This window comes from Flavobacterium sp. MMS24-S5 (genome assembly GCF_050320125.1).
Taxonomy (GTDB): Bacteria; Bacteroidota; Bacteroidia; order Flavobacteriales; family Flavobacteriaceae; genus Flavobacterium; species Flavobacterium tyrosinilyticum.
In genome coordinates, this window is record NZ_CP190016.1 from 1,964,746 (window position 1) to 1,980,251 (window position 15,506).

A 15,506-nucleotide genomic window follows, 5' to 3' on the forward strand; every position below is an offset into this window, starting at 1 on the left:
ACACTTTTAGTAATTGCAAAAATAGAACTTAAAAAAAAATTATACACTATTGATGTTCCTTGTGCAACTGCATCATAATATCCTAATTCATGAAACTTTACAAATAAATCTTTATAGTTATCATTATTATTAACTTGTAATCCGGAATTAGATATTGAAATTACACCTAAAACTAAATAAACTAAGACAAATAAAACAAATGCAATATTGATGTTTTTTTTACTGCCTAAAAGTTGGTACACTCTATTCATATTTAACAATTTTTTTTACCACATTTTCGACATCTAACTCGTAGAACATTGGTAATCTAAGTAATCTATCAGTAAACAAATCACTGTTTATTAATTCTCTTGCGTCATGTTTGTCTTTATAATAAGGACTGGAATGCAAACTTATATAATGAAAAACAGCTAAGACAGATTCCTTTTTAAGATATTCTATTAAGTTTGATCTTTGCTCAAATGACTTACATACCAAATAAAACATATGTCCATTATTAGTTGCATTGTCAGGAATGGACATGGTTTTTATATTATTCTTTTGCGCCCAGGTTTTCAAACCATTATGGTAATAATTCCAGTGTGATATTCTTTTTTTCTGTATAAATTGAAGATTTTCAATTTGTGCCCACAAAAAAGCGGCAATTACTTCAGAGGGCAAAAAAGAAGATCCGGTATCTACCCAACCATATTTATTAACTTCTCCTCTAAAAAATTCGGCACGGTTAGTTCCTTTTTCCCAGATTATCTCTGCACGATTAATAAACCTTTCATCATTGATAGCAATCATTCCGCCTTCTCCGGCGATTATATTTTTAGTCTCATGGAATGAAAAAGCCGCCATATGACCGATACTTCCCAATGCTTTACCTTTATAAAAAGAATCGATAGCTTGGGCTGCATCTTCGATAACCAATAAATTATATTTGTCTGCCAATGCCATAATCGAATCCATATCGCAGGCTATACCAGCATAATGAACTGGAACAATTGCCTTTGTTTTAGAAGTTATCAATGGCTCTATTTTAGATATATCAATATTAGGATTGTCTGGTAAAGAATCTGCAAATACAATTTTGGCGCCTTGTCTAACAAAAGCAATAGCGGTTGATACAAACGTAAAACTTGGCATAATCACTTCATCGCCTACCTGAATATTGGCTAAAATAGCACACATTTCCAGGGCATCTGTACAAGATGTTGTAAGCAGTACTTTCTTAAAGCCGTATTGCTCTTCAAAAAAGTTCTGACACTTTTGTGTAAACAGTCCGTTTCCAGAAATCTTACCTGTCTTTACAGCTTCCTCAATGTATTGAGTTTCTTTACCGGTTAGATAAGGTTTGTTAAATGGGATCATTTTTCCAATAGTGTTTTATAATTATCTTTTCTTTTATAGTGTATCCTAACTTGGTGTAAAAACTACATGCGCTCTTATTTTGAAGTTGAGTAGGAATTCGCAACTCATTTATCATTACATTTGTCAATCTCTCTTCGGCTGCTTTGAGAAGAATTGTTCCTATTCCCTTACCTTGCATTTTCGGATCTGTAGCCAATAGACCAATCGTAGCATAATTATCTGAAATTTTATAAGTAATAAAACCTAATACTGTGTCTCTTTCCTTATAAATTAATACATCGTCGGCTATTTTTTTTGCTAATGAATTATCAATCCAGATTTTATATAATTTTTCAAATTCATCCTGACTGAATTTTTCATCAAGCTTAAATCGGCTAAACTTACCACTCTCAAAAGCCAATTTGTAAATATGGTCTATATTAATATCGGTATTCAAAGCTGAAGCAATAGCGCTATTTACCAGATTTTTACTATTCTCAATATTTTTAGAAAAAATGACTTTTGTTTCAGTGTAGGTATGTTCAAAATCATCAATTACAAAAATTGCTTCTTCTTGCTGTTTACTATAAATTAAATCAAATTCATTTAAACCTGAGGAAGATTGATTTATGTTCTCAAACTCTACCTCTCCAATTTTTTTATTAAAAAAAAGAGAGTCCCATTCACAAACTTTTATCTTCATTTTATCTCATCTATAATAAATATTGGTCTGTTCTTTGTCTGGTCAAAAATTTTACCTACATAAATTCCTGTAATACCAATTGTCGTTATTATTATTCCGGATAAAAACCAAATGGAGACAATAATTGAACTGTATCCTAAAACTTCAATTTGATTGGTCAAAGCTAAATAAATATTATACAACCCAAATAGAAAAGAAATTCCAGAAATGGTAAGACCAAACTTAACGAAAAGCTTTAAGGGTTTATTCGAAAAGGAAATTATAGAATTAAAAGCTAAACTAACTAATTTAAAAAAACTATAACTTGAACTTCCTTCTTCTCTTTGAGCATGTTCAACAGGAATTGAGATAGAATTATAACCAACAAATGACACAAATAGAGGGAAGAACTTTATTGAATCAGAAATCTTTAAAATTGATTTAATTACTTTATTATGATAGATACCAAAATTAGCAACTTGATTATCATAATTGGTATCTGTAAAAAATCCATAAATCTTTGAAAAAACAAAAGATGACATTTTTTTTAGAAAAGTATCTTGTCTGTTTTTTCTTTTAGCCAAAACAATATCAAATCCTTCTTTGGTTTTATTATATAATTTAACTACTTCTTTGGGCTGATCCTGTAAATCACAATCCATGACTACAACCCATTCTCCATTGGCTTGAGATAAACCAGCCATGATAGCTGGATGTTGTCCAAAATTTCGACTTAGCCTTATACTTTTAACTTCTGAAAAATCCTGAGATAATTTTTTCATGACATTCCAGCTTTTATCAGGACTTCTGTCATCAACTAAAATAATTTCATAGTCTGTTCCAATAATCGACATCGCTTTTTGAATCTCACTAACCAATTTTTCGAGTATCTTTTCAGCCTTATATACCGGACTTACAAAAGATATCATAGGTTTCAATTCTTCCATTTATTAAACAGTATTATATTATTAAGCATTGCATAAGTCAAGTAAACTAATTCTAGTATTATTATTTTTTTAAAGAAATTCGCTGTGCATTGAATAACAATAATTACAAATCACTTCTTGGATTATTATCCCTTTTTTCATTGTTCCTAATATTTAACGGTAACAATGGTTCCCAAAAGTATCAATAATAATCCAACTACTTTACCAATAGTAAAAGACTCTCCTAAAAAAAGAATTCCAATTATAAAAACTAATGCAGGAGCCAAACTCATAAAAGGATATGCTTTTGTTATTTCGAAATGTGTCATAGCTGCCATCCAACAAAGTGACGCTAAAAAGGCTGAACAAAAACCAGAAAAGATGAAAGGATCTAAAAGCGCTTTTAATAAAAAAAATAATTTTTCTTTTATTCCGTCCGGTAAACTTCCTAATTGGTTCAATCGCCATTTAAGAACTATTTGTCCATAAACGGTAAAAAACAATGTTCCGAAAATATAAAAATAAGGATTCATAAAATTGACTTATATGCTTTAAACAAACCTATTAAGTTCATTATTTATTAAAAAAGTCCTTTAAAATTCTAGCTGTAAACATTCTTGCTCCTGTATCATTCATATGCCCGCAAGACGAAAAATATTTATCCTCAATTACCACATTTTCATAATTATGAATTTCCGGATATAGCTTTTTTACTTTTTCAAAATAGTTAATCCCTTTAGTGTTTTCACACATTGGTGTCATTACGGCAATAAAATTGATATTGTTTGCTTTACAGATTTGCTTAATTTCTTCATAATATTGATTATGAACCAATGGTTTTAAATTGACAATATTATTTTTCATGTTCCCTTTTTTATTGACCAAGGGATAATATCCTTTATTGTCCAGAGTATTTGTTTTCTTTTTAAGTAACGTATTCCAAAATTCTCTAAAGCCTATTCGTTCATCAAATTTTATATAACGATAAAAAGGAATATAATACAATTCTAAAAAATCGTCTTCGTGTGAAAAATGTTTTTTTACAATTTCTGACTGATGTAAATACGGCAAAAATTTACTGGAAATACCATTATCTCTATGCGAATTAGACAAATTCAAATCGGCTTCGAGGATAACATTCTTGATTTTATAATTTCTCTCAACCATCATTTTCAAAAGTAATGATGCTTCGAATAAATGGCCTCCACTCATACCGTAATTAAATGTTTTCAAACCTTTATCTTCAAACATCTGGGCAACAAAATGGTTATTGGCTCTTGAAGAACCTAAAATAACTACGTCGTAATTTTCATTTTTTGAGTTATAAATGTGATCTATTTTTCCTCGATTACTCGATTTTAAATAAACTGCGGTATATATAAAATCTAAAGCAACAGCAATTACTATTGTCAGGATTAGTATTTTTAAACTGAATAATAAAAACTTTTTCATTAGAATTGAAAATATATAAATTCCTTATAATCTGAGTAAGTTCCGAAAGCGATAATAGCCATTATAGCCAAAGCAAGTTTAACGGTATTGTATTTCCCCGAAATAGGTTCGACTTTGGTTCTATTATTCCATTCAACTAAAACAAATAATCCAATCATCAAGAGCAACTCATAATTGTAGCGCTCATTATCCAGATATTGTGACGTAAACTCCCCATTAACGACCATCCTTTTTAAGTACAAACAAGCATCGGTTATTGTTTTGGCTCTAAAAAATACCCAGGCAATAGTACTCAGACAGAAAGTCATTACAATACTGGCTATTGTGCGTACTGAATCCCAATTCCAATTCAGTTGAATTGCGTCTATATTGCTTCGGTTTCTATTCAATAATAAAAGTGGTAAAAAATAGATTGCGTTTAGAAAGCCCCAAGCCAAATATGTCCAATTGGCACCATGCCAAAAGCCGCTTACAACAAAAATAATGAAGACATTCCGAACCTGCATCGCTTTTGAACCTTTGCTTCCGCCTAAAGGAATATACAGGTAATCTCGAAACCATGAAGAAAGCGAAATGTGCCAACGTCGCCAAAACTCGGCTATATCTCTTGAAAAATAAGGGTAATTGAAATTACGCAATAACTCAAGTCCAAATAGTTTTGACATTCCCAGTGCCATATCTGAATATCCTGAGAAATCGCCATAAATTTGGAATGCAAAATATACTCCACCCAATATAAGTGAGAAAGAATTCATTGAAGCATAATTGTCAAAAATAGCATTTGCATAAGTTGCGCAAGTATCGGCAATGACTACTTTTTTAACTAATCCCCAAACTATCTGACAAATTCCTTCTTTTGCTTGCTGAAAATTAAAAGTTCTTTTCACCTTTACTTCTGGCAATAAATGGGTTGCCCGTTCAATTGGGCCTGCCACCAAAAGCGGAAAATAACTCACAAAAAGCGAATAATCTACAAAATTATATTCGGCTTTAATTCGTTTAAAGTAAATATCAATAACATACGATAAGCCATGAAACGTATAAAAAGAAATTCCAACCGGCAAAACGACATTTAACAAAATTGGACTTGCTTTGAAACCAACGGTTGTCAACATTTGTGCAAACGATTCTGAGAAGAAATTATAGTATTTAAAAATTCCCAGAAAGCCTAAATTGACACTGACACTTAGCCAAAACCAAAACTTTCGTCCTTTATCATTGGTACTTTTTTCAATTCTGATTCCGGTATAATAATCTAAAAAAGTGGAAAAAACCAACAGAAATAAAAAACGCCAATCCCAACAAGAATAAAAATAATAACTGGCAATAATAAGAAGCGCATTTTGCGTACTTTTTGTTTTGTTAAAAACAAACCAATACAAAAAAAACACGAGGGGCAAAAAAACAGCAAAAGCCAGAGAATTGAAAAACATAATTTATTTTAAAAATGGTAGTGCAATAAAAACGCAAAGAAAACAATTATTCTTTATAAATGATGACTTTAATTCCTTCCCAAATTCTCTTGGAGGCTTCTTGTGGAGAATGTTGATTGATAATTTTAAACCATTCTTGTGCTCCTTCAATAACAGACGATTTTTTATCAATGCCGCTCTCAATTATTGAAACAATATCATCCGGATTATTTATCCATAAGACTGTTTCTAAATTTGGAATTGAGCGAAAATGAACATAATTGTATATTTTTTTAACGGACCAATCTGAGATTTTTTTATCAGTAACATCATAATTAATAAATGCACAGGCTTTATCGTGCGCAACATAATCAAAAACCATAGAAGAGCCTAGATTGACAACCATTTCAGTATTTGCTATGGTATTCATTTGCAAATCAATATCTATCTGAGTTGGTAAAATTGTATTCCAACCTTCTCCTATTTTTTGCCATAATGGTTCAATTGGCACAATTACATCCTGATAATCCTTAAGCACTTTGTCATATCGATCTGAAAAATCAACTGGACAGCGTCTAAAAATAATCCCTAATGCATTTCCGTTTTTGTTTAATTCTCTAACTGCAACGGCTACATCTTCCAAATATTTGGAATCGTCAGGACAAGTGGTAACATCGTCTCCTGAATAACAGATATATTTTTTATGGAGATCTAGATTATTTTGTTCAAAAAAGTCTTCTCTCGAAATTAGTTTGCTTTTATCAAAGTGAGATTCAAATTGAGGTGTTCCGGTTACCACAACCTGTGATTCTAGAATATATGGATAATAAAAAAGTAATTCCTTTTTCATCAAGTCGCTCCAGACAAAATAGTAATCTGTTTCGACAACCATTGTAGCTTTTGGCAGATTATCCCACGAAAAAATAAAAGTCGCGGTAGGAATTCCCAAATCTTGTGCAGCCAACAAAGGTGCAATGGCAGACATTGGTCTTTGATTGGTACAAAAAACCATTGCTGGTTTTTCTTTTTGAAGTGTTTCTAAACTTTTATGATAATACAGCGTTCTTCGTTCCTTGTTTTTAATTTTTTCTCGAATGCGATTTAAACCATATTTAGAAGAATGGGTAAATGATACCATTTGAGTAAACAAACTTTTTCCAGCTTTAAGAACAGTTGCATATGAAAAAGGAAATCTATATGTATCGTAAACACGGTCTTGTGTTTTTCGGATATTAAGATTCAACTCAATTTGTTTGCGGGCATTTTTATAGCTTTCTGTAAATGGATTTGATTTAGAATTATGAATTCTTATCTCTTTAAAACCTAATTCTGTTAAATCAAACGGAGTGTTATTCCAGAAAATAACGTCGAAATTTTCCTTTAATCCAATAGCTTGAAAATCTGAGTATGCAAAGTTGCGTAAGCCAATACCGTCGGGTAAAAGGATAAATATTTTCTTGTTTTGCATTATCTATTACTAATTTTTTCTAATAATTCGTTTTCCAAATTTTGATTCTTTTTAGGCAAACTCATTATTAATTTATTCCCAAAATCAATACCACCAATTTCTACATATTTGTACGTTACTTTGGAAAGAAAATAAGTTATTACAATTATTAATACATAAAAACAGAAGAACATAAAATCATTATGTAAAATTACTTCAGGCAGGTGTAAAATAGCTGTGATTTTTTTACAAATTCCTCTAAAAAAATATCCAAATATAGATATAATTAAAAAATGGTTTAAATACATACTAAAACTCACAACTCCTATTTTTTGAATAAAATCGTTAACCAAAAACTTCATATTAGTTGTATATGTTCCTATCGCAAATAATAAAAATATAGCTGCGCATATATATTCTCTTTTAATAAAATAATACGCATATTCTTCATCAAATTTGAAAAAGCAAAAACCTAAATATAATAAAAGAGAAGTTACTATCATTTTTTGTCCAGACTTAAATGAAAAAACAATATTCTTATTAACATGATACAAGACTATTCCTAAAATAAATACTGGCAATTGGTTTGGCAACCAAAAATATAAGGCCCATTTATTAAAACTTCCAAAAATGGAATTTAAAAAGAACATGGTATTCTCTACAAAGTAATGATTTATGATTACAGATACTAGCATTGAAATTATTAGTAATAGAATCGCCTTTTTTAAAGAATTAAAGTATTTAAATAACACAGGAACCAACAAATAAAAAAGCATTTCTATTCCAATTGACCAACCTCCAGGCGGAATATCATTTATTCCTGGCAAATAAATACCATTTGTAAAAGTATAATTTGCTATTAAATTTTCAATATTAATCTCATTATGCTTAATGACACTTTTATAAAAAACATATACTATTCCAGCAAGATAATAGTAGGGTGCAATTCTAAAAAAACGACGAATAAAAAAATTACGATTTGTAAATTCTTTTTCGATTAATATTCTTTTAGAGTAAGAATTGAATAATGTGAAACTACTTAAAATAAAAAAGAGTTGAACTCCTAAATCTCCAGTACTACAAATTTTTTGAACAAAATCTGATACAATAAATGATTGCGAAGAATGAATAAGAATAACTAGTAATATAGCATATCCCCTTAAGGCATTTACCCATTTATATTTATCACTATCTACCATTATTTAAATTTATTCCCTACTTTATTTACCACCTTTTTTATTTGTTTTTCAATAGCCACAGAAATAGGATAGTTGTCAAAATAATCGTTTCCTCCTTTAAAGTGAACCTCTGTTTTTTTTAATGATAAATTATCCCCTTTTCTTAATTCTAAATCTTTAATTTGATTGTATAAAAAAGGAAATAATTGATATTTATTCAATATTAATTCTCTTGCTTCTGAAATAGCTCCTAGATTATCTTCCCATTTAGCAGAATTAACTATCTCTTTTAAAAACAAATCGATATGCTTGTCATTGGGATCAATCTGAATGAAGGAATTTTTAGGAAAAAAATTTTCTATCACATTACATCCAAAATACAATGGCATTGTAAAACTTAAAAAGCAATCTATAATTTTTTCTGTCCAATAATAATCACTTTGAAAATTTTCATAAGCAATTGCGTATTTAGATTTATCCAGAACATCCCATTTATCATCGATAGGTTTTATGCCTCTGCCATAAAGATTCACAAAAGGCAAGTTTTGAATATTCCCCAAGAAATCCATTCTTGTGTTATGTCCTTTAGATGTTCTTTGATTACTCGTAATCCAAACAATTGTATTTTCTTTTTCTAGGCTTTCAACTTTAAGCTCACTCAAAAAATCATAATCTTTATTGACATGCCATGGCAATGCACCATGCGAAAGAATATTATTTTTCTTAATATCTAACTGATTATAAATAAGCTTTGTCTTTTTATTAGCATATTGTCTATACTTAGAAATCTCGTTTGGTGGTTCTAAGCATAAATGTAAAATATTATTCTCGTTAACTTTAATTGAAAAATCTTCCTTAGGATATTCTAAGATTACTAAATAATCACATTCATCAATATCATCTTCTGTAAAAGTAAAATCCTTCCACTTCATTGAATTATTTGGCGTTTGCCTTTTTAAGTCGGGATAACTGAAGTAACGTTCTAATTTAATTATCATATTATCTGTCTCTAAATTGTTTTTGATGATTCATTTGCCAAATTTTATCACCTTGAAGAGATTCTAAAAATAATTCAGCGCTATTTCCAGTGCCAAAATCGGCATCACTTTGTTTTACCTTATGAGAGTCTATAGTACTTAATGCTTTTGAAATATTCTCTTTTTCATAATCGACATTTACAATATCGGCATGCACGGCTCTATTTTGTTGACGAGTACCAATATTAATAATCGGAATTCCATAATAAGGAGCTTCGCGAATTCCTGCGCTGCTATTACCTATAATGAATTGAGAGTTTTTTAATAATGTTAAAAAATATTCAAATCGCAACGACGGAAAAATCCTGAAACGAGAATTGCCGCTTAGTCTTTTGTACGCATCCAGAATTATTTGACTTCCTAAATCATTATTAGGAAAAACAACAACATAATTATGAATATCATTCAATAATGCTTCAACAAAATTGGTTGCGTAGTCTTCCATCGAATCGATTTCAGTCGTTATGGGATGAAACATTACGATAGCAAACGAATTAAAATCAATTTGATAATATTGTTTTGCAATTTCTAAATCCGGAAGTTTATCAGAAAACATAATATCAATATCTGGAGAGCCAATAGTAAAAATAGATTCTTTTATTTCACCCATTTGCTTCAATCGCTTTGCAGCTTCGGCATTGGAAACAAAATGAATATGACTCAATTTACTCACGCTATGTCGAATCAATTCATCAACGGTTCCTGATATTTCTCCGCCCTCAATGTGGGCTACCAAAATATTATTTAATGATCCTACAATAGCTCCAGCCAGAGTTTCTACTCTATCTCCATGAACCAGAATCAAATCTGGTTCTACTATTTTGACATAATTTGAGAGTCCTTCAATGGTCTTGGCAAGTGTCAAATCCATGGTAGTTTCATGGGTGTGATTCTTAAATGTATGTATGTTTTGGTAACCGCAACGCTGAATTTCAAGCAATGTATATCCGTATTCGTCTTGTAAGTGCATACCTGTAACTGCCACAAAAACTTCAAATGTGGGTTGAGATTCCAGAATTGAAATCAACGATTTTATTTTACCAAAATCAGCACGTGTTCCGGTAAGAAAAAGGATTTTTTTATTCACTTACTTAACCTTTTTTTGTCTTAATTTCTATTTTATTCTAAATTATTTCTTGTAAAAAGACGAAAAAATAGGCTTAACTATTCTCTTTTTCAACTTATAAAAAAATAAATTAGTATTATTTATTTCTCTTTGATTCATTTTGAAAACACTTTTATTTACTTCGCTCTTTTCGCTATTGTTTAATAAGTTTTTATTCTGGATTTCTACCATCCAGTCCTCCACTTTATTTCCCATATGAAAAGCAAAATTATTAAAAGTGGATAATCTCATTTTATTGGCTAAATCAACAGGCAAATCAATATAATTGTGCTCAGAGTTATTTCCTACCAAAGTAAGTGATGGTAATGTTGGAACAAATTCAAAAAGCAAAGATCTTTTAATAGTCACCACTTGATGATTACTTCCTACAATTGCTTTCGTTCCATTTTTTTCAATTACTGGCCAAGCAATATTTGGATCAGTTTCTTTATCCCAATTAGTACTTTCTAGAAACTTATTATAGGACTCAAAATTTTCTGGTATGGCCTCATATTTAAACTTAACTTTTTGCAAAAAGATTTTACTCCAAGTTGAAAAAGAAGCGTATGTAGGTTCCGTTCTCGAAGAAATAGGAGACACTAAACCAACATCTGGAATTGAATTAAATATCTTCTCAACAGCTTGCTGCCATCCTTCAACAAATAAAACATCGACATCAGAAAGTGTTACAAATTCTTCTCTGGCACCTCTTGCTGCTCCAATCAAAGCATCCATTTTTCCAATATTTTGTCTGTAATGTATTAAACAATTAATTTTATCTTCTGAGTAAATTTTATTCAAGTAATCCGTAGCCTCAATACAGCTGCCGTTATTGACAACTGTGATTTCACATGATACGTTTTTTGTAACAGAAACAGATTCTAAACAGAGTTTCATTACATCAAAAACATTAGCATAATATCCGCTCATCTCGGGAATATAGACTACAATTACAACTCTGTGATTAGATTGTAAATCGATTGTATTCGCTTGTTTCTGAGGATTCATTCCTACTCTCATCGCTTAGTCTTTAAAATCACTAAAATCCAATTGATCATCTATTTCAATATCGCGTGTAGCAATTTTTCCAATCAAATCATCAAAATGTTCCGCTAAGATTTTCCCTGTTCCCGGGCGTTTTACCCAAATATTTTCTTTTGTAAATATTTCTCCTTTTTTTATGCTGGCAATCGTACAAACAGTTGCAAAAGCAAAATCAATTGTAACTTGTTCTTCTTTTGCCGGTTCTTTGATTCCGCCACGCATTTGCCAGATTTCATTCGAACTTATAATTAATTCTTTAGTTGCCTGCTCATCCATACTGCAAACAATATCCGGACCTGTACGTTGCATGTGGTCTGTAAAATGACGTTCCAAAATACTGGCACCCAAAGCCACTGCACCCAAGCACGCATTGTTATTCAAAGTATGATCGCTCAACCCAAAAACTTTATCCGAAAAAGCGTTATGCATTTCCATCATCGCTCCAAAGCGAACTAAATGTATGGGTGTTGGATATAAATTTGTGGTGTGCAATAAAGCTACTGGAACTTTGTATTTATCAAAAATAGCAACTGCTTTACGAATACTTTCAATAGTATTCATACCAGTACTCAAAATAACTGGTTTCCCAAAAGATGCAATATGTTCTAGTAAAGGGTAATTATTACATTCTCCTGAACCTATTTTATAAGCTGGTATATCAAATTTTTTCAATCTTTCGGCAGCTGCACGAGAAAAAGGAGTTGATATAAAAATCATGCCTTTACTCTCAACATAGTTCTTTAATTCCAACTCATCGCTTTCATTAAGCGAACAACGTTCCATAATTTCATAAATGGACACATCTGCGTTACCTGGAATTACTTTTTTTGCCGCTCCTGACATTTCATCTTCAACAATGTGGGTTTGGTGTTTCACTACTTCAACTCCTGCACGATGAGCTGCATCGACCATTTCTTTGGCGACTTGTAACAATCCTTCGTGATTAATTCCTATTTCAGCAATTACTAACGGTGGATAATCAGGTGCTATTTTCCTTCCGGATATTTCTATATATGGGTTCATAAGATGAGTTACGATTTATAATTTATGTCTTTGAAACAGATATTCTGCATAATCCATGTCTTGTGGAGTATCAATATCAATATTGGCAAAAATATGATTTACATTTAATGGATAAGCATTTTTTGAAATAATAGTATCTTCTAAAATTAAAGTCGCTTTGCTAATGTACAATAATCCATTTTCGAAAAATAATGGCTCCAAATCCTGGCTACGTTGTCCAATACTATAATTAAAGGGATGAAATTTGTTATCTTTTATTTTACCAAATTTTTGGTGATTTCTTGTCACTGTAAATAAGCTATCACAATTTTCTTTTTGATAAATTTCAAAAGATTCTTTTAACAAATTATCTGGTCTTAATGGATTTGTCGCTTGTAACAAAACTACATTTTCTACATTCTCCTCAAGAGATTCTAAAACATGTCTCATTGCAGAAACTGTAGGCTCTAAATCTCCGGATAACGCTTCTGGTCTATCAATTACTTTAGCGCCATAAGATAAGGCGATCCTTTTTATGCTTTCATCATCAGTTGAAACGTATAATTCATCAATAATTTCGCTATTAGCTAAAGCATATTGTATAGAATGTGCCAACAAAGGCAATCCTCCAAATAACTGTATATTTTTTTCAGGAATTCGTTTAGATCCTCCTCTGGCAGGAATTATGGCTATTGTTTTCACTCGAAATTTTTCTTTGCATTCAAAATAATCTCATTCATTCCTAAGTTCCAATTCGTAATAGAATATAAATTTCTTGGAATTGGTTCATATTCTATTGGGTTCTCCATAAACTCGATCATCGCTTTTTCCCATTCTGAAACAAAATGAGGTTTTTCTATCAGTTTTCCCAGTTTTCCATATTGCATAACTTCTGGAACTCCCCCAATGGCAGAGGCAATACAATAATTTCCACAATGCAGGGCTTCTATCAAACTTAATCCAAATCCTTCATGCCAAAGAGTAGGGAACAAATAACAATCTGTCATTTGCAAATAAGTAGCGACTTCATTGTTAAGGACTTTCCCTAAATACTCTACTCCATTTTGAGGCGTTTTAGGTTCACATCCAATAATCCACAAAACGACATCTTGTCTATTAGAATAAAATCTTCTCCATGCATCGAGCAAAAGGTTTAATCCTTTTTTGGGACGATCTTGCGAACACCAAACAAATACGGTTTTATTTCCAACTCCTTTACTTTCCTTTAAAACTTGTTTCTCTTTTTTCGAAAGCGGAAAAAACTTGTTAGTGTCAATTCCATTATGTAAAACCGAAAATCGAGTGGGTAAAATCGTATAATAATTTTTGTGCGCCAAATAAGAATCATTTGTTAACAAAATCATCTCATCTATTGCTTCATAAAACCATCTTCCGTGATAATTTTCATGAAAAGGTGGAAATCCATGATAAAAAAACTGTAAGTAACATTGCTTTCTTAATCCTGTATTTTCAAGCATTGTTATCAATGGTTTCACCAGACCATAGTTATCGATTATCTGAATGATATACTTTTCATCTCGCTTAATAATTTTTTTTAATTGCTCCAGATAGGCGTAGTATCGATTTTTATGCCATCGTTCCAGAAGCTTTATCTTGATATCTCTATTTACAGTTCCATAAAGTACCGAAGGCTCCGGACGCTCTGATGGCTTGCAAACGATATAATCTATTTGATGTGGTGTAGACAGATAATTGTTATATAAGTTAGTCCAACTACCTGTAAGAGAAAAAGGTAACGGAAACTCTGAAATCAATATAACTTTTGACATGGTATAATTATAATTGCAACGTTAAGGTAATGCTCTTCAAATCTTCTCCTACAACATATTTATAAGCTGCATGTGAGTAAAAAGACGTCAAATGTAACAAAAGAACATCATTTATTTCTTTCAAGCTGTAATATTTAGGGATGTTTTTACCCAAAAGTTTTTTTGTATAATATTTTAAAGTTTTAGCAGATGTGTCTTCCTGAATCACAACTTCTAAAACCTTATTATTCAATTTAGGTAAAACCGAAAACAAAAAATTATCAATGACTTCTTTTTTATTCTGCAGCTCTAGAAAAATATCTGGTTTAGCAAGAAGTTCAAACTGATTTTCTGTGATGACATTTCCCCAATTTTCATTATTTACAACGCTATTTTTCAATAGAGCATTCATTTTGAAATGTTCCTGGTTTATTTTCGAAATCGTATTGTGCTGTAAAGTAGTTGTTATTCCTTTTTTTAAAGAATTTCTATAAGTTGGATGCCATTGATGAAGCATTAAAACTTTTTTATCAAAAAATTCAACTTTTAGTCCGCTCAATTTCAGTCGGGCATGAACGTCTTCGTCTTCGCCTCCCCAGAAATTAAAAAATTCATCAAATCCTCTTATCGAAAGTAAAGCTTGCGTTGGAAACAAAGAAAGACCCTGAGCGCCAACTGAACTTGTAAAAGCAATGGAGTAATCGTCAAAATCGTTGTTGATTTTAGTTTCTTGTTCACTCAAAAAACCAACTTTAAAATAATGAGAACTTTCAGGAGATTTGATTTCATTTAATGTCCCTACAAATTCTTTATGAAACAACATATCTATATCTGCGACAAAAACATAAGGCGTACTAATATTTCGCAAACCTATATTAATTGCTTTTGCTCTTGACCAAGGCTGGTATAAATGATTGGAATAAATATAGTCTACGAACGAATATTGCTTCAAAACATTTTGAAGTTCGGTTCTATTATTTATTCCTGAGCCAAAATCTACAAACAATACTTTAAATTCATTGACAGTTTGAGACAGCAAACTATCCAATGATCTTTTTACTCTTTCAACTTCTTTATCTTTATATATATAAAGTATTGTTATCATTGTTTTAGTTTC

15 protein-coding genes are annotated in these 15,506 nt (G+C 30.9%); all 15 read right to left on the bottom strand.

Annotated elements, in window-relative coordinates; translation table 11 throughout:
• Positions 1-243: 243 nt before the first annotated feature.
• A complete protein-coding gene (gene rffA / locus ACPWTF_RS08980; protein ID WP_427875201.1) occupies positions 244-1,356 on the bottom strand; it encodes a dTDP-4-amino-4,6-dideoxygalactose transaminase in 1,113 nt (370 codons plus the stop codon).
• Entirely contained in the window at positions 1,343-2,038 is a 696-nt protein-coding gene (locus tag ACPWTF_RS08985) for a GNAT family N-acetyltransferase (RefSeq protein ID WP_427875202.1), read from the bottom strand. The genes rffA and ACPWTF_RS08985 overlap by 14 nt, the downstream gene beginning before the upstream one ends.
• Positions 2,035-2,964 (bottom strand): glycosyltransferase family 2 protein, encoded by a 930-nt coding sequence (locus ACPWTF_RS08990; protein ID WP_427875203.1) that lies wholly within the window; start codon positions 2,962-2,964, stop codon positions 2,035-2,037. The genes ACPWTF_RS08985 and ACPWTF_RS08990 overlap by 4 nt, the downstream gene beginning before the upstream one ends.
• A 146-nt stretch (positions 2,965-3,110) precedes the next feature.
• Complete coding sequence (locus ACPWTF_RS08995) at positions 3,111-3,476, bottom strand: EamA family transporter (protein ID WP_427875205.1); 366 nt, start codon at positions 3,474-3,476, stop codon at positions 3,111-3,113.
• Between the two features lie 40 nt (positions 3,477-3,516).
• Positions 3,517-4,395, bottom strand: a complete 879-nt coding sequence (locus tag ACPWTF_RS09000; RefSeq protein WP_427875206.1) for a hypothetical protein — start codon at positions 4,393-4,395, stop codon at positions 3,517-3,519.
• The gene (locus ACPWTF_RS09005) at positions 4,395-5,828 is read right to left on the bottom strand and encodes an MBOAT family O-acyltransferase (protein ID WP_427875207.1); all 1,434 of its coding nucleotides are present in this window, start codon (positions 5,826-5,828) and stop codon (positions 4,395-4,397) included. The genes ACPWTF_RS09000 and ACPWTF_RS09005 overlap by 1 nt, the downstream gene beginning before the upstream one ends.
• 46 nt (positions 5,829-5,874) lie before the next feature.
• Complete coding sequence (locus ACPWTF_RS09010) at positions 5,875-7,275, bottom strand: UDP-glycosyltransferase (protein WP_427875208.1); 1,401 nt, start codon at positions 7,273-7,275, stop codon at positions 5,875-5,877.
• Positions 7,275-8,453 carry an acyltransferase family protein gene (locus tag ACPWTF_RS09015; protein ID WP_427875209.1) on the bottom strand — a complete coding sequence of 393 codons (1,179 nt, stop codon included), beginning with the start codon at positions 8,451-8,453 and terminating at the stop codon, positions 7,275-7,277. The genes ACPWTF_RS09010 and ACPWTF_RS09015 overlap by 1 nt, the downstream gene beginning before the upstream one ends.
• Positions 8,453-9,430 carry a glycosyltransferase family 10 domain-containing protein gene (locus tag ACPWTF_RS09020; RefSeq protein ID WP_427875210.1) on the bottom strand — a complete coding sequence of 326 codons (978 nt, stop codon included), beginning with the start codon at positions 9,428-9,430 and terminating at the stop codon, positions 8,453-8,455. Before ACPWTF_RS09020 ends, ACPWTF_RS09015 begins: the two co-directional genes overlap by 1 nt.
• A gap of 1 nt (position 9,431) precedes the next feature.
• Entirely contained in the window at positions 9,432-10,556 is a 1,125-nt protein-coding gene (neuC, locus tag ACPWTF_RS09025; protein WP_427875211.1) for a UDP-N-acetylglucosamine 2-epimerase, read from the bottom strand.
• Between the two features lie 42 nt (positions 10,557-10,598).
• Positions 10,599-11,594, bottom strand: coding sequence for a glycosyltransferase family A protein (locus ACPWTF_RS09030; protein WP_427875212.1), 996 nt, complete (start codon positions 11,592-11,594; stop codon positions 10,599-10,601).
• A gap of 3 nt (positions 11,595-11,597) precedes the next feature.
• Entirely contained in the window at positions 11,598-12,641 is a 1,044-nt protein-coding gene (gene neuB / locus ACPWTF_RS09035) for an N-acetylneuraminate synthase (protein WP_427875213.1), read from the bottom strand.
• Between the two features lie 15 nt (positions 12,642-12,656).
• Complete coding sequence (locus ACPWTF_RS09040) at positions 12,657-13,322, bottom strand: cytidylyltransferase domain-containing protein (RefSeq protein ID WP_427875214.1); 666 nt, start codon at positions 13,320-13,322, stop codon at positions 12,657-12,659.
• Positions 13,319-14,410 carry a glycosyltransferase family 4 protein gene (locus tag ACPWTF_RS09045; RefSeq protein WP_427875215.1) on the bottom strand — a complete coding sequence of 364 codons (1,092 nt, stop codon included), beginning with the start codon at positions 14,408-14,410 and terminating at the stop codon, positions 13,319-13,321. The genes ACPWTF_RS09040 and ACPWTF_RS09045 overlap by 4 nt, the downstream gene beginning before the upstream one ends.
• 7 nt (positions 14,411-14,417) lie before the next feature.
• Positions 14,418-15,494, bottom strand: a complete 1,077-nt coding sequence (locus tag ACPWTF_RS09050; RefSeq protein WP_427875216.1) for a glycosyltransferase family 2 protein — start codon at positions 15,492-15,494, stop codon at positions 14,418-14,420.
• Between the last annotated feature and the right edge of the window lie 12 nt (positions 15,495-15,506).